The organism is Pseudomonas sp. TS_SC_3 (assembly GCF_056156225.1).
The window spans coordinates 1,182,991-1,205,302 of sequence record NZ_CM149586.1 but is presented as its reverse complement, the minus strand read 5'-3'; the positions used below and the strand labels follow the sequence as shown (position 1 = coordinate 1,205,302).

The following is a 22,312-nucleotide window of genomic DNA, read 5'->3' as shown; positions in this document are numbered from 1 at the left end:
CACCTAAAAACAATAACGACAAAAAACTGTCATCCTGACTCACGTCGCCCAACGCACCAGCGAAATCCCACCCCTATTCGCATCTGACCCACTTTAAGAAACTCACAATTCGACCCAACGCACGAAATGCAAGGCTTGTGGACGAGAACAATGTGCTGCTTTTCTCAGCCTGTATAAGAATTTTTTCTTATAGACCTTGTAACTAATTTTTCTTAGCTACGCTTGAAAGTGTTCTTAGCTATGAAGTTACAGGCTCAAAGCTATTCATGAGAAAAATAAGTCATTTTATTGGCGACTCACTTTAGGGATTTCAAAAAGGAGAATTATCCAATGCGCGCACTCAACCCTTTATGGAGCAGTATCGTGCTGGCAGCGGTCTGTACCCAGGCACACGGCATCACCTTATCGGAGGCCATCCAGAGCACACTGGACAACCACCCTGAGGTTCATGCAGGGGCTAACAGCCGCCTTTCATCGGACGAAGAAGTGAATATTGCTAAGGGTGGTTATCTGCCCACCGTCGACCTGCTGATGGGATACGGCCGAGAAAATACCGATAGTCCAAGCACCCGGGCCCTGGGCAATCACAACACCGAGACACTTAATTACGGCACCTCCGAGCTACGACTGCGGCAGATGCTGTTTGATGGTTTTAATACGCCCAATGAAGTCGCACGCACCAAAGCGGTGGTGAACTCGCGGGCCTATCGCCTGCTGGGCACTTCAGAAAGCCTGGCGCTGCGAACCGTCGAGGTTTACCTGGATTTACTGATGCGCCGTGAAATGGTCGAACTGGCGCGTAATAACCTGCAAGCCCACCTGCGCATCAATGACCAAATAGGTATGCGCAGCCAGCAAGGCGTTGGCAGTACGGCAGACCTCGATCAATCCGAAGCTCGTTTGGCGCTGGCCGAGAACAACCTTTATACCGAGCAGGTAAACCTAGCCGACGCTGAAGCCAACTTCTTCAGCGCCGTGGGCCGTATGCCTGACGAGCTGGTCTCCCCCGCCTCACTGAAAGGTTCATTACCAGAAAGCCTCAGCGAAGCCCGGCAAGCAGTTGTAAGTAACAACCCCTTTTTGAAATCCGCACAGGCCGATGTGCATGCGGCCGAAAAACAATACGAGGTTGCCAAATCGACCTTCTACCCACGCGTGGACCTTGAGCTAGCCACCAATGCCGATAACAACACTCAAGGTGATGAAGGCCACAACAATGGCTGGCGCGCCGCTGTCGTCATGAATTACAACTTGTTCAACGGCATGCGTGACAAAGCGCGCTTGCAATCGACCGCCCATCAGATCAACGAATCGATGGACATCCGCAACAACGCCCTGCGCGTACTCAATGAAAACCTGTCCCTGGCCTGGAATGCCATGGAAAACGCCCGCCTGCAAACCCCCAAGGCCCGCGATTACGCCGACTACACCTCACGCGTGCGTGAGGCTTACCAACAACAGTTCGGCCTGGGCCAACGCACCCTGCTCGACCTACTGGACAGTGAAAACGAACTGTTTACTGCTAACCGACGCTACAGCGAAGTGCGCTTTAGCGAAGAGTTCTCGATGTACCGGGTAAGTGCGGCGATGGGGGACTTGTTGCGCCAGCAGCAAGTGGTCGTGCCGGCAGAAGCTGTAGCCCTCACGGAAGTGAAGAGCGAGGCCCGTTTGCCGGACATGAAGTAGAACCGACAATAAGGAGTAGTAAAACTTGACCACCATGGAACGGCCGGGGCCATCCAGCGATCCGCGTGTTAATCACGACGATCCGCTGCTTGATGGCTTGTTGATTCTTTGCAAACTCCACGGCTGCTCAGCCAGCCGTGGCAGCTTGAGTGCAGGCCTGCCGTTGCCAGAGCAGCGCCTAACCGCCGAGCTGTTACCCCGCGCTGCGGCGCGGGCAGGCTTGCAAGGGCGTTTGCTGCAGCGTGATCTGGCGACTATCTCAACCCTTAACCTCCCAGTACTGCTGCTGTTGAAAAACGGCCGCAGCGCTGTGCTGCGCCAATGGGGACCGGAAAATAAGGCACAAATACTGCCCTGCGAGGCCGATGGCGGCGAACAGTGGGTCAGCCGTGAACAACTGGCCAGCGAGTACAGCGGCCAAGCCTTCTTTGCCCGCCCACGGCATGAGCTGGAGGAGGCACGCTCACCACTCGTACCACGCATAGAAGCCTGGTTTCGCGACACCCTGAAGCTCTCGCGCTGGCTGTATACCGATGCCATTCTCGCCAGCCTGCTGATCAACCTGCTCGGCCTAATGGTGCCGCTGTTTGTCATGCAGACCTATGACCGCGTGGTGCCCAACCAAGCCACCTCGACACTCTGGGTACTGGCCATCGGTTTATTTATCGGCATGAGTTTCGAGTTGCTGCTGAAAATCCTGCGCTCGCACCTGCTCGATACTGCAGGCAAGAAAACCGATGTGGTGCTGTCAGCCACGTTGTTCGAACGTATCACCGGCATGTCGATGAAGGCCCGTCCGGCCACCATAGGCGGCTTTGCTCAGAGCATTCATGATTTTCAGGGCCTGCGTGAATTTCTCACGGCCGTCACCCTCACTAGCCTGATCGACCTGCCCTTCTCATTTCTGATGATCACGGTGATCTGGCTGATTGGCGGCTGGTTGGTTGTCATCCCCTTACTGGCGTTCCCGATCACCGCCCTCTTCGCCTTTATCATCCAGGCGCGCCTGCGCGATACCGTAGAAAAAAGCCTGCAGCTGGCCTCGCAACGCCAGGCGCTACTGATCGAAACCCTCGGCGGCCTGGAAACCCTGAAAGCCTGCAGCGCGGAAAGCGAACGCCAGCATCAATGGGAAAAAACCCACGGCGCCCTTACCCGCCTGGATATCCACGCCCGCTCACTGGCGGCCATCGCCACTAACGGTACGCTGTTTTTGCAGCAATTCGCCGGCATGGCCACCATCGTCGCAGGGGTTTACATCATCATCGCCGGCCAGCTAAGTGTGGGTGCGCTGGTGGCCTGCTACATGCTGGGCAGCCGCATTCTCGCGCCGCTTGGGCAGATTGCCGGGTTGATCACTCGCTACCAGCAGGCGCGCCTGACCATGACCAGCACCGATGCGCTGATGGCCCTACCGCAAGAACGCCAAACCAAACAACGCCCACTGGATCGCACCCAGCTGCATGGCGCGCTGGATGTACGCGACGTCACGTTCAGTTACCCCGGGCAAAGCACCCCAGCGCTTGCGGGCATTAACCTGCGTCTGACTGCCGGCGAACGCGTCGGTATCATTGGTCGCAGCGGCTCCGGCAAGAGCACCCTGGCGCGTTTGGTGATGGCCTTCTACAGCCCGGACAAAGGACAGATCCTGCTGGACAACCTCGACCTGCGTCAGCTCGACGTGGCCGATTTGCGCCATCAGATTGGTTACGTCGCCCACGATTTGCCGCTACTGGCCGGCAGCCTGCGCGACAACCTGACCTTGGGCGCGCGCTATGTCAGCGATGCACGCATGCTCGAAGTGGCCGAGCTGACCGGTGTGGTCGACCTGGCCCGGCAGCATCCACAAGGCTTCGACCGGCCCGTGGGCGAGCGCGGCCAGCTGCTGTCAGGCGGGCAACGCCAAGCCGTACTGCTGGCCCGCGCCTTGTTACTCGACCCACCCATTCTGCTGCTGGATGAGCCCACCAGTGCAATGGACAACACCAGCGAGGAAATCCTGCGCAACCGCCTGCAAACTTGGGCACAGGGCAAAACCATGCTGCTAATCACGCATCGCGCTTCCATGCTCAGCCTGGTTGATCGCCTAGTAGTGCTGGATAACGGACATATTGTTGCCGACGGCCCTAAAGAAGCGGTCATTGAAGCGCTGCGCAAAGGTCGAGTTGGCCCCGCAGCGGTATAGGAATGGTCATGCAAATAAGCACCTCGATACGCGACTACTTCGCCAGCCTGCACCAGCGCAAGCAGGACACCGAGTTTATGCCGGAGGTCGACGGTGCCATTCTCGAAGACTCGCCCTGGTTTACCCGCATTACCGTTTGGGTGGTCAGCGCGTGCCTGATCACTGCATTGGTATGGGCCAACTTTGCTGTACTGGAAGAAGTCACTACCGGTGAAGGCAAAGCCATCCCCTCCAGCAAGATCCAGGTCATCCAGAACCTGGAAGGCGGCATCGTCAGCGAGATATTTGTGCGCGAAGGCCAGATTGTCGAAAAAGGTGCCGTGCTGCTGCGCTTGGATGACACGCGCTTTCTCTCCAATCGTGGGGAAGCCGAAGCCGACCGCCTGGCACTGGTGGCAAGGGTCGAGCGCTTAACCGCAGAAGCGGAAGGTCGCCCCATCAGCATGCCGGCGGATATTCTGCGCGAGGCCCCGCAACTGGCCGAGGATGAGCTGGCACTCTATCAATCCCGGCAAAATCGCCTGCAAAGCGAACAACGCACCCTTGGCGAACAACTGCGGCAAAAAACCCAGGAGCTGGCCGAGTTCCGCGCCAAAGCTCAGCAATACCGCTCCAGTGCGGGCCTATTGCAGCAAGAGCTGAACATGTCGCAACCGTTGGTGGCAACCGGTGCAATTTCCCAAGTGGAAATCCTTCGCCTACGCCGCAGCTTGGTGGAAGTGCGCGGTTCGCTGGACGCCACCAACCTGGCGATCCCTAGGGCTGAATCGGCGATGGATGAAATAAAGAGCAAGATTGAAGAATCCGAGCTGAGCTTTCGTTCTGATGCCTTCAAGGAACTCAATGAAATACGCACTGAGTTGCAGAAGCTCAATGCTAGCAGCGTGGCCATTGACGACCGCGTCAGCCGCACCACCGTCGTTTCGCCCGTGCGCGGGGTGATCAAGCAACTCAAGGTCAACACCATTGGCGGCGTGGTGCAGCCAGGCAGTGACATGCTGGAGATCGTGCCGCTGGACGACAGCCTGCTGATCGAGGCCAAGGTGCGTCCGCAGGATGTCGCCTTCCTGCATCCTGGGCAGAAAGCCATGGTCAAATTCACCGCCTACGACTACACCATCTACGGCGGACTGAGGGCCAACCTAGAGCTGATCAGCGCCGACACCATCACCGATGAAGAAGGCAACAGCTTCTACCTGATCCAGGTACGCACCGATAAAAGCCACTTGGGCAGTGAAGAGCACCCGCTGCTGATCATCCCCGGCATGGTCGCCACCGTGGACATCATCACCGGCGAGAAAAGCGTGCTCGACTACCTGCTTAAACCTGTACTGAAGGCTCGCTCGGAGGCCATGCGCGAGCGTTAGCAGAGGCCGTCGGTAAACAGCCTCTGTGCCATACCGCGGAGTCACGCGCATTTAGTTCACACCGTATCTACCCGCAGTGCCTGGTCGCCGAACAGGCCATCGATCATCCGCGTGGTATCCACACCGGCGCTGACGATGCCACCTGAGCCGGGGGTGACGCCGTAATGCGCAGCCAAGTCGATACCGGATAGCTCGATGGTCTGGGTCGCCGGGCCTGCACCACTGGGGCTGACCGAGATCAGCGTACTAACCGCTCCGCCGTTATCGACCACGGCAAAGTTGAGGTACTCGCTCAAGCTGCCGGATGTCTCGCCACTGAGTAGATCGCTTAGATCCAGCGCATCACCTTCGCTGCCGCCCAGGGTGAAGTCGAGAATCCGGTCATGGCCTTGATCGCCCGCGTTCCAGACGAATGCATCCGCGCCGCTACCGCCAAGCAACAGATCATCGCCCATCCCGCCGATCAGGGTGTCACTGCCGCCCTGGCCAAACAGCACATCGTTTCCCGCCCCGCCGACTAGCAGGTCCGCGCCGCCCCGCGGGTCGCTGCTGAGGTTGAGCGCCATGGCATTCTCGACGATGTAGCCGCGCACCTGCTCCACGCTGGGCATACCGCCGCCATTGCTGGCTTGCAGGAAGTCGAGCAGGGCCTGGTAGCCCTGGCCGTTGTGGCTACCGGCAGGATTACCAGCCCAAGCCAGGTGGTCGGTGTTCAGGCTGTCGCCAAAGATAATGTCGTCACCCGCCGCGCCATAAAGCTGATCATGGCCGAGGGGCAAGGGGATAATGTCGGTGGAGCCACCAATCAGTAGCGCCTGCAATTCCCCGGCGCTTTGCACAATCTGCGACTCGCCCGTCGGCGCAGTGACCGTGCTGCCATCAGGCAGGAACACAGTGCCGATACCACTCGGGCCGGTGTTGTCGAACATATCCAGCACCGCCGAGGTGCTGGCCGAACCGATGCTGATTGCATGCACCTGAATCGGATTACCGCCAATGCCGGTCTGCAGCATGCTGTTGGCGGCCTGCAGGGCATCGTCAACATCACGGAAATTGGACATGTTGCCGCTGTCGGTGACCGGGTTACCCAGCGCATCCAGGTACACCGTGGGTTGCCCGTCTGAGAGAATAAAAGCCAGTTGCTGGTAATTCTGCGTACTGTCGGCGCCGGCCACGCTGATCTGCTGGTTAAACCACTGCGTCGCTTCGGTGAAGGCAGCTTCATAATTGGTGAGGCCATGGGCCTTAAGCGCGTCGATGGCTGCCAGCAGCAGGCCCACATTGGCCGCATTGAGCCCATAAAGAGTGGTGACCGTCCCCAGGTTGCTGTTGAACGGCACCAGCTGAACGTTGATCACTCCATCGTGATCTTTGAACTGATTGGCCAGATGACTCAAGGCATCCTTGGTCAACTGCATCTTTATCGCCCCAGACCCCGACTCGTAGGCCATGCTGCCCGAGGCGTCCACCAGCAAGGCGATATTGTAGTTTTTGCCTGGATTGACCAGGCTCTGCACCCCACCTGCATCGCCGACCAACACATCGTTACCGGAGCTGCCGGTCAGACTGCCGGCACCCTCGGCGTCCAGCGGGCTGGGCAACAGATGCGGCGCGCTGCCCCCTGCCTCGTCGTCGGCATTGCTGCCGACCACCAGCAAGGGCGGTTCCACTGGTGAAACCGGATCGATTGGCGGCGTTGGCGGGTTCGGAACGGTGGGATCGACGTCATCCAACGTATCGGCGGCCGGCAGCAACGTTACATCCAGGCTGGCAAAATGCAGAGGCCCGGTGTCGAAACCGATCTCGGGTTGCAGCTGACCGCCCGTCTCGCTTAGCAGCACGAACGAATGACCGCCGCCGCCATTACCCGCCGCCTGCGGCCCAGCCGCCGGAGCCTCTGCAACCTGGGTAGGGTCCTCATTCTCGGCAATCGCACGTTGCAGCGCCTCCACCTCGCGCAATTGCTCGGCGCTAGGCTCGGGTGGCAGTTGCTCCTCAGCCTGGACGACGAGCCATGCTGGGCTAAGCAGCAGGCTGCTCGCGCGGCCCATGGTCAGATCGCCACCTTGATCGAGGCGGATTGCCACCGCACCGTCATTGGCGCAAACCAACCGCTCGCCAAGAAACACCCGGTCGCCTTCGGTCAATAGGCGGGTTGAACCGTCGCTGGCGACAGCCGAAACCTGGCCAACAACCTGAGTAACCACCCCAATAGAACTGCTCATGCATTCTCTCCTTGATAAGCGGCAGAGCAACGCAAGAGGCGCACCCGATCCGTAGTGCCAAACCAATGCACAGGTGTTGGGCAAGCAGATCGAGTACTTGGTTTAACTAATCGTTAAGACCGTTTTTTCCATATTTGCTAAGGGGTTATACGATTTAGGTTACGTATGCGGGATCGCACACGCAGTCAGATTTTCAACGGGCTGCTCAGTCCAGGTGGTTACGCTGATAGGTCTGCTCGCCCATGGCCGCGATCTGGCCCTCGATCAGGACCTCGAACGGCCTCAGTAAGGCATCGAAGTGTGCCGGGGCCTCCAGGGTTGCCAGCGCACTGACAATCGCTTCGATAGTCGAGAGCGCCCCTGCTTGCGGTGCTTTGCGCAACCGGTAGCGCGACTGCAAGCCAGGTTCCAGGCTGACCCGTGGCAAAGCAGCCAGCAGCGGATTGCAATGCAGCAGCTTGCGCGCCTTGCGCCAGGTACCATCCGGCACCACCAGCAGGGTTGGCTGCCCAGCCGCTTGTTCGGCGAACTGCGACAATGGCAGCGCGCCCTCCCCGGGGAACAGCAAGCAGGTCTGGTAACCCGGCTGATTCAGCAACGCCGGCAGGTCTTCGAATACTTCCCCCACCCGCAACTCGGCATTGGTCAGCCCCAACACAGCCAGGCGCGCAGTATTCAACGCATGCCGGACTTCACTCGGATGCTGCAAGATCAGCACCCGAGTACGGCTCGCTAGGCTAGGAATAAGCGCACACAGGCAGCGCTCGGATGGGCGGGTGCAGCGTGGGCATTGCGGGCGTGGCATTGGTTTCTCCTCGGCCGCGCAGTTTGCCATAACGGATAAAAAATCGGCCCACCTCAAACACGAGGTGAGCCGATGCCGATGCCAACAAAGCGTTACTTAGCGATTAAAGCGCTCCGCCAGGCTGTGCAGGTAGTCCGCCATGTCTTCCAGCTCCTGACCAATCTGTGCGCCTTGGTGAGCCTGTTCCGCACTGCGATCAGAAAGCTGGGCAATCTGCGTAATCTGCCGGCTGATATCTTCCGCCACATGGCTTTGCTCTTCAGAGGCCGAGGCCATCTGCTGACTCATCCCAGTAATGCGGCTGACGGCTTCGCTGATGCCATCCAGCGCCGTGCGCACAGACTCCACGCTCTCGACACTTTGTTTAGAAATCGACTCACCCTTACCCGCTGTCACCACCGCCCGTTCAGCACCAGCACGGAGTGATGAAATGATCTGGTGGATTTGCTCGGTTGATTCACGCGTGCGTGAAGCCAGCGAGCGCACCTCATCCGCCACCACCGCAAAGCCACGCCCTTGCTCGCCCGCACGCGCCGCCTCGATCGCGGCGTTGAGCGCCAGCAGGTTGGTCTGCTCGGCAATCGAGGTAATCACATCCGCCACGCTGCCAATTGATTGGGTTGAATTGGCCAGGTCATTCACCGCCTGGCCGATGTCCACCACCGCCTTGGCCATGTGGTGCATGGAATCCAGGCTGCCGCTGGCCAGTTGCAAACCCTGCTTGGCCAAACGATCCGCCTCCTCAGCGGCATGCGAGGTGCTCTGCACGTTGTGCGTGACTTCCTGAATAGTTGCCGCCATTTGGTTGATTGCGGTGGCTGATTGATCGGTTTCACTGCGCTGCTGGTCAAGCATTTCAGCGCCAGAGCGAGACAAGCTGGCAGAGCGGCTGGCGTGTTTTTTAACGTTATTGCCAGCGTCCTCAATGCGCGTCAACGCCGCCTGCAAGCGCGCCTCTTCACTGATCATCGCCATATCCAACAACGCCTGAGCGCCATGGCTGTCGGTGTAGGTCAGAGCGACCAGCGAACTGGTAAATGCTTTAGGGTGTTCAGCAAGCGTGCGCCTGATAAGGCTGCGCTTGGCGTGCAATTGATAAGAACCAAGCCCAAACATGATCGCGACAATAAAGCCCCACAACCAGGGGCCGCTGAGGGTAAATCCTGCGCCAATAATCAGCAGAGCAGTTAGGATCAGCGGCCACGACTGGATGATATCCAGCATCCAGTACTCTAGTTTCGGCACTGGCGGCTTACCCTCACGCAAACGTGCATAGAGCTTTTCCGCCCGCCGTTTCTGCGCTTCATCGGGCAGAGAGCGCACCGACTCATAGCCTGCAACCCGGCCCTGTTCATAGATCGGGGTGACATATGCGCTAACCCAATAGTGGTCACCATTTTTAGAGCGGTTTTTAACAATACCCATCCAGGGCTTGCCCTGTTTGAGGGTGTCCCACATATGAGCAAAAACAGCAGCGGGCATGTCAGGATGGCGCACCAGATTATGCGGCTGACCGACCAGCTCCTCTCGGGTAAAGCCGCTGATCTCGACAAAGGCGTCATTACAGTAGGTGATGTTGCTGTTCAGGTCGGTTGTAGAAATCAGCCGCTCCTGTTCAGAGAAGGTTCTTTCCCGCTGCGTAACTGGGAGGTTCTGGCGCATGTGAGCTGTCCCTGTCTGAACTGTTTTTGTAGCTTTGTTTAGGTCTAGCACAGCGGTAGCAACTCGCTAGCAAATGCTTGCTTGAATTATTTTTAGCCAGCAGTGGCGGCAACAGGCTTGGTATTGCACAAGAAGGGGCAGTAAAGCGCAGGGATTTAAAACCATGGGAATCTGCCCGAGTGCACGTGGCGCAAACTCGGGATAAGGGCAGATTGTTCAGGGCCTTACTCTTGCTTATCAGCCGCGTCGCCGGCCTGCAGCCTGAGAAGCGGGCTTATCACTGCGTATAGGAATAGGCTGCAATGTAGGCGGCTCGCGCAGGCCAAGTGCAACCAACAAATCCAGCAAGGAATTCTGCAACTTGGCGTTCATATAAAAGTCTCCAACCAAGAACATCGAATAGGTGCTTGAACACCCCATAACAGCCTAGCCCAGACTGTTTGAAACTGCTGCTGCACCACTGCAGGCTAAAACACCACACGCAGCCCGGCATACAGGGTTCGTCCCGGCCCCGGCTCGAAGTAGCGAGCGTTGCCGTCGTTGATGCGCAGGTTATCGAAGTACTCACGCCCCAGCAGGTTATCGATGCCCAGGTAAGGCTCCAAGCTTTGCTCGCCGACCTGAAAACGCTTGCCGAGGCGCAGATTGAACAAGGCATGACCCGGTGCGGACTGCGTATTCGCATCGTTTGCATACACCCGCGCCTGAGCTGTAACCCCAAGGCGCGCATAGGCGCCTTGATGCTCATAGGCCAACTCGCTGAACAGGGTTTGCCGTGGGATACCCGCAATGCGTTTGCCGGAAAAATCGCCCGCAGTCGTTTGATAATCCTCGAAACGATAACGGTTGTAGGCATAGGCCGCTGACCAGCGCCAGGCATCGGCAAACTGCCAATCCAGGCTCACTTCCAGGCCATCGCGGCGCGACTGCCCGGCATTGCGATAGAAGTTACGGCCGGACTGAAAACTGAACGCCGCCAACTCATCTTCCAGTTCAATTTGGTACACCGACAGGCCGTAACGCAGTGAAGACCATTCACCTTTGATGCCCAGCTCACGGCTGAACGCCTGGGCAGGTTGCAACGTGGTATTGAAGCCGCCCCCTTGCGGGTTGCCCAGCTCGCTGATGGTGGGTGTTTCAAAGGAGCTGGCCAGCCGCGCATACAGCGATTGCTGCGGGGTAACGCGGTAACTCAGGCCGGTGCTGTAATTCCAGTCTTCCAGGCTAAGCGAGCCTGAATCATCACGATTATCGGCTAGATAGAAGTCATCCACTGCCAGCCGCACCTGGTCATAGCGCAGCCCAAGCGTGGCCTGCCACTGCTCGCTCAGGTCGATCTGATCTTCGATAAACAACCCCTGACTCAGTGCCGACTCATCCTGCTGTTGGCGCGACTGCCCACGCTCACCGAGCAGGTTGTCATAACGCCGGCGATCATCACGCTGCGCCTCTAGCTCGAAGCCTGTGGTGATCTTATGCGCCAGGCCGATTAGCTCACGATGATGACTGTACTGCCCACCAACCCCGCTGAAGTAACGCTCGAACGTCGTCTGACCGCTGGTGGCAAAGCCCAGTCGATTGCCAAACTCGCGCTGCCCCAGGTAACTGCGTAGCTGATACTCATCGGCACCCGCCGCGTAACCATCCCAGACCAAGCCCAGCCGCTGCTGACGGATATATTCATCGGCATCAAAAAGTAGGTTGTTCGGCGCCGCCTGCCGGCGATCCGCCTTCACTTCGGCAGCCGTGAGGCCGCCTGGGTCTTCGGCGCGGTTGTCGATGGCATTGAAGCTCATGCGCAAGCGGCCAGTCGGTGCATACCAGCGCAGCTTGCCGGTGAGGCTGTTGGTCTGCGCCCGGCTGTGATCGCTATAGCCATCGAGAACGGTGCTGTTAAATGCCAGCAAACCACCCAGATTACCGTCGCTACCGCCGATCTCGCCGCGCGTGCGCTGATAACCCAGGCCTGCCGCGCTCAGATCCAATTGCATTGACGGGATGGCCGGTGGTTCACGGGTTTCGATGGCCAGCACACCGCCAGCAGCATTGCCGTACAGCACCGAAGCAGGGCCGCGCAGCACTTCCATGCGTTCGACCAGGCCAAGATCAAGGCCGTCGAGTTCGGTTTGACCATCGGGCATGGTCAAGGGCACGCCATCGACCAGCACGCGAATGCCGCGCACACCAAAATTACCGCGTGCGCCAAAACCGCGAATCGCTGGGCGCAGGCCCTGAGCCAGGTTGTAGCGGTTGAGGCTAAACACGCCCGGCACGCGGGCCAGCAAAGCATCCAGCGCCAGGTTCTGCTCACCTGGCGCAGCAGCGGCATCAACCACCGTCACTGCAGCCGGGGTACTCAACCAGCGCGTGGTGCTGCGCGGCGAGGTGATCAGCAGTGGTGCCAGCTCAACAGCCGCTTCCTCAGCTTCGGCCGCCTGCACAACGGCACTGTCGTTCAGCAACCATAAACTGGCGGTGAGTGCCCCGAGGGTCAAACGCATGCGGCTCAATACTCCCTGTCCGCTTGATCCTTGCGCCGATAGGGGAATACATCGATGACCTTGCCGGCGCGTATCGCCTCTTGCAGGCTTTTCCAGTAATCGGCGTCATACAGCTCGCCGTGCAGCTCGTTGAACAGCTTGCGCTGCTTCATATCGGCAAACAGGAACGGCGGGAACTCCTCGGGGAACACATCCAGCGGCGCCACCGAATACCAAGGCTCGGAAGACATTTCATCTTCCGGGTAGCGCGCCTGAGGGATACGGCGGAAATTCGCCTCGGTCAGAAAACAGATCTCGTCGTAGTCATAAAACACCACGCGGCCGTGACGGGTGACGCCGAAGTTTTTCAGCAGCATGTCGCCAGGGAAGATATTCGCCGCCGCCAGTTGTTTGATCGCCAGGCCGTAGTCATCCAACGCTTCACGCACTTGGGCTTCGCTGGCGCTTTCGACATACAGGTTGAGCGGAGTCATGCGTCGCTCAGTCCAGCAGTGACGCACCAGTACCGTGTCGTCATTAACCTCGACGGTGGACGGCGCCACCTCCAACAGCTCAGCCAGGCACTCGGGGTCAAACTTGCTCAGCGGGAAACGGAAATCGGCGAACTCCTGGGTATCGGCCATGCGCCCTACCCGGTCGACGGTTTTCACCAGGCGGTACTTCTCGATCACCGTATTGCGGTCAACGTTCTTCGACGGCGAGAAGCGGTCCTTGATGATCTTGAACACGGTGTTGAAGCCCGGCAGGGTGAACACGCTCATGACCATACCGCGTACACCGGGGGCCATGACAAACTTGTCATCGGTGGTGGCCAGGTGGTTGATCAGCGAGCGGTAGAACTCCGATTTGCCGTGCTTATAGAAACCGATCGAGGTGTACAGCTCAGCAATATGTTTGCCCGGCAGAATGCGCTTGAGGAAGCCGACAAACTCGGCCGGATAACCAACCCGCACCATGAAATAGGAACGGGTGAAGGAGAAGATGATCGACACCTCTGCCTCGTCGGTGATCAGCGCATCGATCTGGATGCCCTGGCCTTCGCGGTGCAGCAGCGGAATCACCAGTGGCCATTGCTCGTCACGGGTGTAGATGCGCCCCACCAGATACGCACCTTTATTGCGATACAGGCGCGAGGCAAACAACTCGATGCGCAGGTCTGGGTCTTTACACACCCAGTCTGGGAGGCTTTGCCGCAGCTGCTTCAGCAGGCGCTGCAGATCGCGCTCAAGGTTTTCGTAGCCAACTTCAAAGCTGAAATCTTCAAAAATCTGCCTTAACGCCGGCTCGATATCGCTTTTGGGTTCATACAGGCGGGTCTGTGGCGTACGCGTAGTAACCCGCAGCGCCGGGCGGGTTGTGTGAATAAACATGCAGCCATCATTGATCTGGTCGTGGCTGAACAACCCGCAGAAAATCGAGTTAAACCAGGTTTCCGCCAACTCGTCGTCATCACGCAGGTTAATCAACCCTATATAGGCGGCCTTAACCAGTGGCCACTGCGCCACATCCATCAGCACATCGTCGGCGTAAGCGTCGCGCAGCCGCGTACTGACGGCGCCGACAGAGGCTTCATACAGCGCAATGCGCTGCGCAGAGGCCTGCTGGATTTCCTGCCACTGGGCCTGCTCGAAACGCAGGCGCGCACCATTGGTAATCTGCCGAAACTGCTCGCGGTAATCGTCGAAGCCGTCGAGGATAAGTGCGGCAATTGCGCCAGCCGGCCATTGCTGTGGCATAAACGAACCCCTTTGATGAACGCGAAAACGTCCCCGAGCTTATCCAGTGGGCCCAGCAAGTAAAAGCAGCTAATGCATGGGTACGCGCTTATCTGCGACGAAATATTGCCGATCCGTCCTGTGCCTGCGCATTTCGAATTGCCTTGGCGCAACAGCCCGGCAACACTGCTCGCCCTTTCTTACCGCGTTGGAGTCCGTTGTGCGCCCTGCCGACCTGATCCGTCTGCTATTGCTTGCTGCCATCTGGGGGGCAAGTTTTCTATTTATGCGCATCGTCGCGCCCGTGCTGGGCAGCATGCCGACGGCATTTTTCCGCGCCAGCCTGGGCATGCTCGGCCTGCTGGTGATTTTGTTGCTGATGCGCGTGCGCTGGGATTTCCGCGGCAAGCTCAAGCATTGTTTGATGCTCGGCGTTATCAACGCCGGCCTACCCTCGGCGATGTACTGCCTGGCGGCGCTGGTTCTACCGGCGGGCTATTCAGCCATTCTAAATGCCACCACGCCGATGATGGGCGTGCTGATCGGCATGCTGTTCTTTGCTGAGGCCTTAACCTTGAGCAAAGCGGCCGGAGTTGCCGTGGGGTTGTTTGGCGTAGCGGTGCTGACCCGTACCGGCCCGGTGGAGTTTGATATGCCCCTGCTGTGGGGGGCCGCCGCCTGCCTGGTGGCCACGGCCTGCTATGGCTTTGCCGGCTTTCTCACACGGCGCTGGATCGGCCAACAAGGCGGCCTGGATAACCGCCTGACCGCTTTCGCTAGCCTGTGCGGCGCAACGCTGTTTTTATTACCACTGTTCGGCGGCTCTCTGGCGATACAGCCCCCCGCCAGCTGGGGCGGCCTTGAAGTGTGGCTATCGCTGGCCGGGCTGGGCTTTATCTGCACAGCCCTCGCTTATGTGCTGTATTTTCGGTTGCTGAGTGACATCGGCCCGATCAAAGCCAGCACCACCACTTTTTTGATCCCACCCTTCGGCGTGTTGTGGGGTGCGTTGCTGTTGGATGAACCCCTGTCCTGGGCCTATCTGTATGGCGGTGTGCTGATCGCCATCGCCCTGTGGCTGGTGGTCAGGCCAACTGCCGCCGTTAAACCGGCTTGAGTCAGCCCTAGGTTTTGCGCCGTTATCAGCGGCTGCTCGGTCAGCTCTCCGTGCAGCGATCTGGCCGGCATAAAAACCAACGCCGCGGATGCTGACGCAAACAGACTGCGTTGCTGACGATAATCGCCTTGGATGTCGCCCTAAACGGCAATGCCCCATCGAGCGATGGGGCATTGTTTTCAATTCCGCTCAGGCGCTCAGTTTTCACCACGTCTGTGTATCGACGCCATTTCATAAGCCAGCAGGCTTAGATCGCCGTTGCGCCGCCATCCACGGCCAACGCATGGCCAGTGGTAAAGGCTGCGTTGTCACAGCACAGGTACAGCACTGCTGCGGCAATTTCTTCAACCTTGCCGATGCGGCCAACCGGGTGCATCGCCGCAGCAAATTCGGCTTTTCGTGGGTCGGTTTCGTAGGCGCGGCGGAACATGTCGGTGTCGATCACTGCTGGGCACACGGCGTTGACCCGCACTTTCTTCTTTGCGTATTCGACTGCAGCGGATTTGGTCAGGCCGATTACTGCGTGCTTGGACGCGCTGTAAATGCTCATCTTCGGCGCAGCACCAAGGCCCGCGACCGAAGCGGTGTTGACGATAGCACCACCGCCCTGGGCCAGCAGCAGCGGAATCTGGTGCTTCATGCACAACCACACACCTTTGACGTTAACGCCCATGATGGCGTCAAACTCGCTCTCGCTACCTTCGGCCAGCTTGCCCTGCTCGATCTCAATGCCAGCATTGTTAAAGGCATAATCCAAGCGCCCGTAAGCGCTTAGCGTGCGTTCCATCAGCACCTTAACCTCGGCATCACGGGTCACGTCGCAACGCACAAACAGCGCATCGCCACCCGCCTCACGGATCAGCGCAACAGTCGCCTCGCCACCTGCCACATCCACATCAGACACCACCACCTGCAGGCCGGCGTCGGCAAAAGCCAATGCCGTAGCGCGACCGATACCAGCTGCACCACCCGTGACCAGGGCAACCCGGCCAGAAAAACTAAAGCTCATCGATGTGTCCTCGCGGGGTTAATAATTGCCGAAGTCTAATCAGCTCACCGCACACCCAGGCAGCACTATCAAACTGGCAGTGATAGCTTCATCCAGATGAGTGATTAACACCCCAGGCCAGCTATCACTCAGGTAGATCAATCACCATTCGGCCCAAGGGCAGATCTTGCCCCTGGGCCGGGTTAGGGCTATCACAGACGTCCCGCTCAGTGAGTACCCGCCATGACTGCCACACTCAACCGCCAGTTCTTGCTTGCCCAACGCCCGGTCGGCCTGCCCAGCCGCGAAACCTTCAGTTATGTGGAAACCAATGTCGGCGAACCCGGCCCCGGGCAGATTCTGGTGAAGAACGCCTACTTGTCGCTGGACCCGGCCATGCGCGGCTGGATGAACGATGCCAAGTCCTATATCCCCCCGGTCGGCTTGGGTGAGGTGATGCGCGCCCTCGGCGTGGGTGAAGTGGTGGCCTCACAGCACCCGGACTTTGCTGTGGGTGACCATGTAAACGGCGCCCTTGGTGTGCAGGATTACTTCCTCGGTGAGCCTAAGGGCTTCTACAAGGTCGACCCCAAGCGCGCACCGCTGCCGTTGTTCCTGTCAGCACTGGGCATGACCGGCATGACTGCCTACTTCGCCCTGCTGGATGTCGGCGCACCAAAAGCCGGTGAAACCGTGGTGATTTCCGGCGCAGCCGGCGCGGTCGGTAGCATTGCCGGACAGATTGCCAAGCTCAAAGGCTGCCGCGTGGTCGGCATCGCCGGCGGCGCGGACAAGTGCACGTTCCTTATCGATGAGCTGGGCTTCGACGGCGCCATCGACTACAAAAATGAAGACGTGATCGCCGGTCTCAAGCGCGAATGCCCGAAGGGCGTAGACGTGTATTTCGATAACGTCGGTGGCGACATTCTTGATGCTGTATTGACGCGCCTGGCCTTTAAAGCGCGGGTAGTGATCTGCGGCGCGATCAGCCAGTACAACAACAAGCAAGCGGTCAAAGGCCCGGCCAACTACCTCAACCTGCTGGTCAACAGCGCGCGCATGGAAGGCATGGTGGTGATGACCTACGCCCCCCGCTTTGCCGAAGCGGCGGCGGAAATGGGCGGCTGGCTGGCCAGTGGCAAGCTGAAATCCAAGGAAGACATCGTCAGCGGCCTGCAGACGTTCCCGGAAACCCTGCTCAAGCTGTTCAGCGGCGAGAACTTCGGCAAGTTGGTACTCAAGGTCGACTAAGCGCCTGGGCCTCAAAACCAGTCGCCAGTCGCTTGAATAAAAAGGGGTTTAACCGCCGCGCGGTTAAACCCCTTTCTAGCAACACCGCGCAGAAAACCCGCCCGCAGTTACCGACTCAATGTATCGCCGTGTTAGGACGCACGATGGCGACGCACCTCGATAATGTTCGGCAGACGCGAGATACGTCCAAGCAAACGCCCCAGCGCATCGAGGCCGGGGATTTCGACCGTGATCGACATCGAGGCGGTGTTGTCCTCTTTGTTCGAGCGCGTATTAAGCGCCAGCACATTGAGCTTTTCGTTCAACAGCATCTGGGTCACGTCGCGCAGCAGGCCAGAGCGGTCATAGGCGCGAATGATGATGTCCACCGGGTAGGTCTGAACGGGCACGGGGCCCCAGCTAACCTGGATGATTCGCTCCGGCTCACGCCCGGCCAATTGCAGCACCGACGCGCAATCTTGGCGGTGAATACTGACGCCGCGACCCTGGGTGATGTAACCGACAATCGGGTCACCCGGCAGCGGTTGGCAGCACCCGGCCATCTGCGTCAGCAGGTTGCCGACGCCCTGGATCTGAATATCACCGCGCTTACCCGGCTTAAAGCCCAACGCCTTGCGCGGAATCAGCTCCAGCTGTTCGTTAACCCGATCCGGCTCAACCAACTGCTGCGCCAGGTTGACCAGTTGCGCCAGACGCAGGTCGCCGGCACCGAGAGAGGCGAACAGGTCTTCGCTGGTTTTCATGTTGGCCTTCTCGGCCAACTTGTCGAAATCCACGTGCGGCAATGCCAGGCGCTGCAGCTCACGCTCCAGCTGAACTTTACCGGCCGCCACGTTTTGATCGCGGTCCTGCAATTTGAACCAGTGGACGATCTTCGCCCGCGCCCGCGAGGTGGTGATGTAACCCAGGTTGGAGTTCAGCCAGTCGCGGCTCGGCGTACCGTGCTTGCTGGTGATGATTTCCACCTGCTCGCCGGTTTGCAGGCTGTAGTTAAGCGGCACAATGCGCCCGTTGATCTTCGCACCCCGGCAGTTATGGCCGATTTCGGTGTGCACCCGGTAGGCAAAATCCAGCGGCGTCGCACCCTTGGGCAAGTCGATGGCGTGACCGTCCGGGGTGAAGACATAGACCCGGTCCGGCTCGATATCCACCCGCAGCTGTTCGGCCAGGCCGCCGATATCGCCAAGCTCCTCGTGCCATTCGAGCACCTGACGCAGCCAGGAAATCTTCTCTTCGTAATGATTGGAGCCGGATTTGACGTCGGTGCCCTTGTAGCGCCAGTGCGCACAAACGCCCAGCTCGGCTTCCTCGTGCATGGCTTGGGTGCGGATTTGCACCTCCAGCACTTTACCGCCCGGGCCGAGTACGGCGGTGTGCAGGGAGCGGTAGCCGTTTTCCTTGGGGTTGGCGATGTAGTCGTCAAATTCCTTGGGAATATGCCGCCACAACGTATGCACGATACCCAGGGCGGTGTAGCAATCACGCACCTGCGGCACCAATACGCGCACCGCGCGCACGTCATAAATCTGGTTGAACTGCAGGCCTTTGCGCTGCATTTTTCGCCAGATTGAGTAAATGTGCTTCACCCGCCCGCTGATGTCCGCCTCGATGCCAGTGGCATCCAGCTCCTCGCGCAGGTTACTCATGACCTCATTGATGTACTGCTCACGGTCAAGGCGCCGCTCATGCAGTAATTTGGCAATTTGTTTGTATTGCTCGGGCTCAAGGTAACGGAAGGACAGGTCTTCCAGTTCCCACTTGATGTGGCCGATGCCCAGGCGATGCGCCAGCGGCGCGTAGATGTCGAATACCTCACGGGCCACGCGCTGGCGTTTCTCTTCGTCGGCTTCTTTCACCGCGCGAATCGCACACGTGCGCTCGGCCAGTTTGATCAGTGCAACACGCACGTCATCGACCATAGCCACTAGCATCTTGCGCAGGTTTTCCACCTGCGCCTGAGAGCCCAGCACCAGTGAATCGCGCGGGTTCATCGACGCACTGATCGCGGCCATGCGCAGCACGCCTTCCACCAACTTGGCCACCACCGGGCCGAAACGCTGATGGACCATCGCTAAGGGCACCTTGCCTTCGCGCACGCAGCGGTAGATGACGGCAGCGACCAGAGAGTCCTGATCGAGCTTGAGGTCTGCCAGGATTTCGGCAATTTCCAGCCCGGAGCGGAAACTCGATGCGCCTTCCGTCCACAGATTTTTCGCGGCATTGGCCTGCTGTTCAGCCTCACGGGCGAACTCGCAGGCCTCACGCAGGGCCTTGCGTTCCAACGCAGGATCGACACTCAGCACATGGTCGAGCCATGCCTCAAGGTTGATGCTACCGTCGTCATTGATCGGCTGATGCGCTCTGACCTGAACCATCTTGCTTACCTTCCCTACGGTGCGCGGCATGCACACCGAACAGTCGCCAACTTCTATGAGCCGGTCGGTTTAACCACTTAAGGCGCACTCCCTGTGCCCCCCTGTTGCATCGAGCCCCGCGTGAGGCTTAATAAAACCGAGCGCTCGCTGGCGTATCTCGATGCGATTACGCCCTCACAAACAGCGCCATCGCTTCGACGTGTGCTGTTTGCGGAAACATATCAAGAATACCGGCCCGTTCCAGCTGGTAGCCCTGCGCCAGCAACTCGGCGCTGTCGCGAGCCAGGGTCGTCGGGTTGCATGACACATACAACACCCGTTTAACCCCTAACGCGGTCATCTGTTTAACCGCCTGCAACGCACCATCGCGTGGAGGATCGAGCAACACGGCGGCAAAACCACCCTGCCCCCAGCTCGCATCAACCAGCGGGTTGGACAGGTCGGCCTGGTAAAAGTACGCATTGCCCAGGCCGTTGCTGGCGGCATTTTCAGCGGCGCGCTCGACCATGGTTTGCACGCCCTCCACCGCCACCAGTTCACGCACGCGCTGGGCCAGCGGCAAGGCAAAATTACCCAAACCACAAAAGAGATCCAGCACCCGCTCATCGGCCTGTGGCGCCAGCCAGTCCAGGGCCTGGGCAACCATGGCGTCATTCACCGGTTGGTTGACTTGGACAAAATCACCAGGCCGGTACGCCAAGTCGAGATTAAAAGCCTCCAGGCGGTAAGCCAGCGGCTGCACCGGCTCGAACGGCTGCGGCTCGGCAGTACCGTGTAACCACAGCTGCGCATCCTGCTCAGCGCAGAACGCCTGCAAACGGGCCACGTCCGCCTCACTCAATGCAGCGGTATGCCTTATCAACACAGCACTGCTGCTACCACTGAACAACTCGACATGGCCAATGGCCTGGGGTTTATCCAACGCACGTAACACCTGCGGCAAAGCATGCAGGATGGGCTGCAAGGGCTGTACCAGAACCGGGCATTCGCTAATGGCAATAATGTCTTGGCTGGCGGCGGCGCGGAAACCCACATCCAAGCGCTTGGCCTTATTGTCCCAGCGTACGGCGATGCGCGCGCGGCGACGATAGCCCAGCTCCGGCCCCATCAGCGGCGCGGCCCACTCACGCGGTTCAAGGTTGGCCAGACGGCTTAACTGTTCCGCGAGCATGCGCTGTTTCAGAGCAAGCTGATCGGCATGGGGCATGTGTTGCAAGCTGCAGCCGCCACAGACCTTGGCATGCTGGCACGCTTCAGTACGGCGTTCGGCACTGGCGGTAAAAATCCGCTCAACCCGCGCCTCAACTACCTTGCCATGAGCGCCCAGCACCCGCGCTTCGATCTGCTCACCGGCCAGCGCGCCGCTGACAAACCAAGTGCGACCGTCGCTGAACGCGATGCCACGGCCATCGTTGGCCAAACGCTCGATGGTCAGCTTCTGCTTCTTACCCACTGGCACCTGCGGCGCCCGGGAACCACCGCTGGGTTGAAAGCGTAGACCGCCGTCTTTCTTAGCCATCAGTTGCTCTTGCCATCCATGCTCGGTGCATCGTAAACGCCACTGGACAGGTAGCGGTCGCCGCGGTCACAGATGATCGCCACCATCACTGCGTTCTCAACTTCCGCCGACAGGCGCAGCATCGCCGCCACCGAACCGCCGGAGGACACGCCGCAAAAGATGCCCTCTTCACGTGCCAAACGGCGCATGACGTTTTCGGCTTCCTGCTGGCCCATGTCGATGATGCGATCAACCCGTTCGGCCTGATAGATACTCGGCAAATACTCCTGCGGCCAACGGCGAATGCCAGGAATGGCTGCGCCCTCCATCGGCTGTAAACCAACGATCTGCACCTCGGGCTTGTGTTCTTTCAAAAAGCGCGACACGCCCATGATAGTACCGGTGGTGCCCATCGAGCTGATGAAGTGGGTGACCTGCCCGCCCGTCTGTTGCCAGATTTCCGGGCCGGTGCTGGTGTAGTGAGCCATCGGGTTATCGCCGTTGGCGAACTGATCAAGCACCTTGCCCTTGCCGTCGGCCTGCATTTGCAGGGCCAGGTCACGCGCCTCTTCCATGCCCGCCACCAAAATCAACTGCGCGCCGTAAGCAGCCATGGCCGCCTTGCGTTCGGCGGTGGAGTTGTCCGGCATGATCAGGATCATCCGATACCCCTTGATCGCCGCTGCCATCGCCAGGGCGATACCGGTGTTGCCGCTGGTGGCTTCAATCAGCACGTCACCCGGAGTGATGTCACCGCGCAACTCGGCGCGACTGATCATCGACAACGCCGGGCGGTCTTTCACCGAGCCGGCTGGGTTATTGCCTTCGAGTTTCAGCAGCAAGGTGTTGCTGGTATTACCCGGCAGACGCTGCAAGCGCACCAGCGGGGTGTTGCCGACGCAATCGGCAATGGTTGGGTAATGCAGGCTCATGGCGA

General features: G+C 59.1%; 15 protein-coding genes and 1 pseudogene. 5 read left to right on the top strand and 11 right to left on the bottom strand.

The annotated features are described in order from the left end of the window. The first annotated feature begins 330 nt into the window (after window positions 1-330). Genes AC0J6G_RS05960 through AC0J6G_RS05950 form a run of 3 tightly spaced genes read left to right on the top strand, consistent with a single transcriptional unit; the run spans window position 331 to window position 5,238 of the window. A complete protein-coding gene (locus AC0J6G_RS05960) occupies window positions 331-1,686 on the top strand; it encodes a TolC family outer membrane protein (protein WP_475252168.1) in 1,356 nt (451 codons plus the stop codon). 34 nt (window positions 1,687-1,720) lie between these two features. Beyond that, on the top strand, window positions 1,721-3,871 hold the full coding sequence (locus tag AC0J6G_RS05955) for a type I secretion system permease/ATPase (RefSeq protein WP_475253617.1): 2,151 nt from the start codon (window positions 1,721-1,723) through the stop codon (window positions 3,869-3,871). A gap of 8 nt (window positions 3,872-3,879) precedes the next feature. Continuing rightward, window positions 3,880-5,238: an HlyD family type I secretion periplasmic adaptor subunit gene (locus AC0J6G_RS05950; RefSeq protein WP_475252166.1), complete on the top strand. Its 1,359-nt coding sequence runs from the start codon at window positions 3,880-3,882 to the stop codon at window positions 5,236-5,238. Between the two features lie 56 nt (window positions 5,239-5,294). Here AC0J6G_RS05950 and AC0J6G_RS05945 read toward each other — a convergent pair whose 3' ends face one another. The 7 genes and pseudogenes from AC0J6G_RS05945 to aceK form a co-directional block, all read right to left on the bottom strand. Beyond that, window positions 5,295-7,463 carry a retention module-containing protein gene (locus AC0J6G_RS05945; RefSeq protein WP_475252164.1) on the bottom strand — a complete coding sequence of 723 codons (2,169 nt, stop codon included), beginning with the start codon at window positions 7,461-7,463 and terminating at the stop codon, window positions 5,295-5,297. A 205-nt stretch (window positions 7,464-7,668) separates the two neighbouring features. Continuing rightward, window positions 7,669-8,268, bottom strand: a complete 600-nt coding sequence (locus tag AC0J6G_RS05940; protein ID WP_475252162.1) for a tRNA-uridine aminocarboxypropyltransferase — start codon at window positions 8,266-8,268, stop codon at window positions 7,669-7,671. 96 nt (window positions 8,269-8,364) lie between these two features. Continuing rightward, entirely contained in the window at window positions 8,365-9,384 is a 1,020-nt protein-coding gene (locus AC0J6G_RS05935; RefSeq protein WP_475253615.1) for a methyl-accepting chemotaxis protein, read from the bottom strand. A 264-nt stretch (window positions 9,385-9,648) separates the two neighbouring features. After that, window positions 9,649-9,930, bottom strand: a pseudogene (locus AC0J6G_RS05930) (PAS domain-containing protein); the annotation flags it as partial. A gap of 237 nt (window positions 9,931-10,167) precedes the next feature. After that, complete coding sequence (locus AC0J6G_RS05925; RefSeq protein ID WP_475252160.1) at window positions 10,168-10,302, bottom strand: PA1414 family protein; 135 nt, start codon at window positions 10,300-10,302, stop codon at window positions 10,168-10,170. Window positions 10,303-10,397: 95 nt separating this feature from the next. Further along, a complete protein-coding gene (locus AC0J6G_RS05920; protein WP_475252158.1) occupies window positions 10,398-12,431 on the bottom strand; it encodes a TonB-dependent receptor family protein in 2,034 nt (677 codons plus the stop codon). 5 nt (window positions 12,432-12,436) lie between these two features. After that, window positions 12,437-14,167: a bifunctional isocitrate dehydrogenase kinase/phosphatase gene (aceK, locus tag AC0J6G_RS05915; RefSeq protein ID WP_475252156.1), complete on the bottom strand. Its 1,731-nt coding sequence runs from the start codon at window positions 14,165-14,167 to the stop codon at window positions 12,437-12,439. A gap of 199 nt (window positions 14,168-14,366) precedes the next feature. Between aceK and AC0J6G_RS05910 the strand changes: the two genes are divergently transcribed. After that, window positions 14,367-15,263: a DMT family transporter gene (locus AC0J6G_RS05910; protein ID WP_475252154.1), complete on the top strand. Its 897-nt coding sequence runs from the start codon at window positions 14,367-14,369 to the stop codon at window positions 15,261-15,263. A 247-nt stretch (window positions 15,264-15,510) separates the two neighbouring features. Here AC0J6G_RS05910 and AC0J6G_RS05905 read toward each other — a convergent pair whose 3' ends face one another. Further along, the gene (locus AC0J6G_RS05905) at window positions 15,511-16,272 is read right to left on the bottom strand and encodes an SDR family oxidoreductase (protein ID WP_475252152.1); all 762 of its coding nucleotides are present in this window, start codon (window positions 16,270-16,272) and stop codon (window positions 15,511-15,513) included. A 222-nt stretch (window positions 16,273-16,494) separates the two neighbouring features. Here AC0J6G_RS05905 and AC0J6G_RS05900 point away from each other — a divergent pair, with 222 nt between their 5' ends. Next, entirely contained in the window at window positions 16,495-17,502 is a 1,008-nt protein-coding gene (locus AC0J6G_RS05900) for an NADP-dependent oxidoreductase (protein WP_475252150.1), read from the top strand. Window positions 17,503-17,633: 131 nt separating this feature from the next. Here AC0J6G_RS05900 and relA read toward each other — a convergent pair whose 3' ends face one another. From relA to cysM, 3 genes are all read right to left on the bottom strand, one after another. Beyond that, window positions 17,634-19,877 (bottom strand): GTP diphosphokinase, encoded by a 2,244-nt coding sequence (gene relA / locus AC0J6G_RS05895; RefSeq protein ID WP_475252148.1) that lies wholly within the window; start codon window positions 19,875-19,877, stop codon window positions 17,634-17,636. Window positions 19,878-20,043: 166 nt separating this feature from the next. Continuing rightward, window positions 20,044-21,396, bottom strand: coding sequence for a 23S rRNA (uracil(1939)-C(5))-methyltransferase RlmD (gene rlmD, locus AC0J6G_RS05890; protein ID WP_475252146.1), 1,353 nt, complete (start codon window positions 21,394-21,396; stop codon window positions 20,044-20,046). Next, window positions 21,396-22,307, bottom strand: coding sequence for a cysteine synthase CysM (gene cysM, locus AC0J6G_RS05885; RefSeq protein WP_475252144.1), 912 nt, complete (start codon window positions 22,305-22,307; stop codon window positions 21,396-21,398). The genes rlmD and cysM overlap by 1 nt, the downstream gene beginning before the upstream one ends. Window positions 22,308-22,312: the final 5 nt, after the last annotated feature.

What these genes read in the sequence shown, in the direction of transcription:
- AC0J6G_RS05920 (WP_475252158.1), bottom strand. Translation starts at nt 12,431, where the DNA reads ATGCGTTTGACCCTCGGGGCACTCACCGCCAGTTTATGGTTGCTGAAC.
- AC0J6G_RS05945 (WP_475252164.1), bottom strand. Translation starts at nt 7,463, where the DNA reads ATGAGCAGTTCTATTGGGGTGGTTACTCAGGTTGTTGGCCAGGTTTCG.
- rlmD (WP_475252146.1), bottom strand. Translation starts at nt 21,396, where the DNA reads ATGGCTAAGAAAGACGGCGGTCTACGCTTTCAACCCAGCGGTGGTTCC.
- AC0J6G_RS05905 (WP_475252152.1), bottom strand. Translation starts at nt 16,272, where the DNA reads ATGAGCTTTAGTTTTTCTGGCCGGGTTGCCCTGGTCACGGGTGGTGCA.
- aceK (WP_475252156.1), bottom strand. Translation starts at nt 14,167, where the DNA reads ATGCCACAGCAATGGCCGGCTGGCGCAATTGCCGCACTTATCCTCGAC.
- AC0J6G_RS05935 (WP_475253615.1), bottom strand. Translation starts at nt 9,384, where the DNA reads ATGTTTGGGCTTGGTTCTTATCAATTGCACGCCAAGCGCAGCCTTATC.
- AC0J6G_RS05955 (WP_475253617.1), top strand. Translation starts at nt 1,721, where the DNA reads ATGGAACGGCCGGGGCCATCCAGCGATCCGCGTGTTAATCACGACGAT.
- AC0J6G_RS05900 (WP_475252150.1), top strand. Translation starts at nt 16,495, where the DNA reads ATGACTGCCACACTCAACCGCCAGTTCTTGCTTGCCCAACGCCCGGTC.
- AC0J6G_RS05960 (WP_475252168.1), top strand. Translation starts at nt 331, where the DNA reads ATGCGCGCACTCAACCCTTTATGGAGCAGTATCGTGCTGGCAGCGGTC.
- cysM (WP_475252144.1), bottom strand. Translation starts at nt 22,307, where the DNA reads ATGAGCCTGCATTACCCAACCATTGCCGATTGCGTCGGCAACACCCCG.
- AC0J6G_RS05950 (WP_475252166.1), top strand. Translation starts at nt 3,880, where the DNA reads ATGCAAATAAGCACCTCGATACGCGACTACTTCGCCAGCCTGCACCAG.
- AC0J6G_RS05925 (WP_475252160.1), bottom strand. Translation starts at nt 10,302, where the DNA reads ATGAACGCCAAGTTGCAGAATTCCTTGCTGGATTTGTTGGTTGCACTT.
- AC0J6G_RS05940 (WP_475252162.1), bottom strand. Translation starts at nt 8,268, where the DNA reads ATGCCACGCCCGCAATGCCCACGCTGCACCCGCCCATCCGAGCGCTGC.
- relA (WP_475252148.1), bottom strand. Translation starts at nt 19,877, where the DNA reads ATGGTTCAGGTCAGAGCGCATCAGCCGATCAATGACGACGGTAGCATC.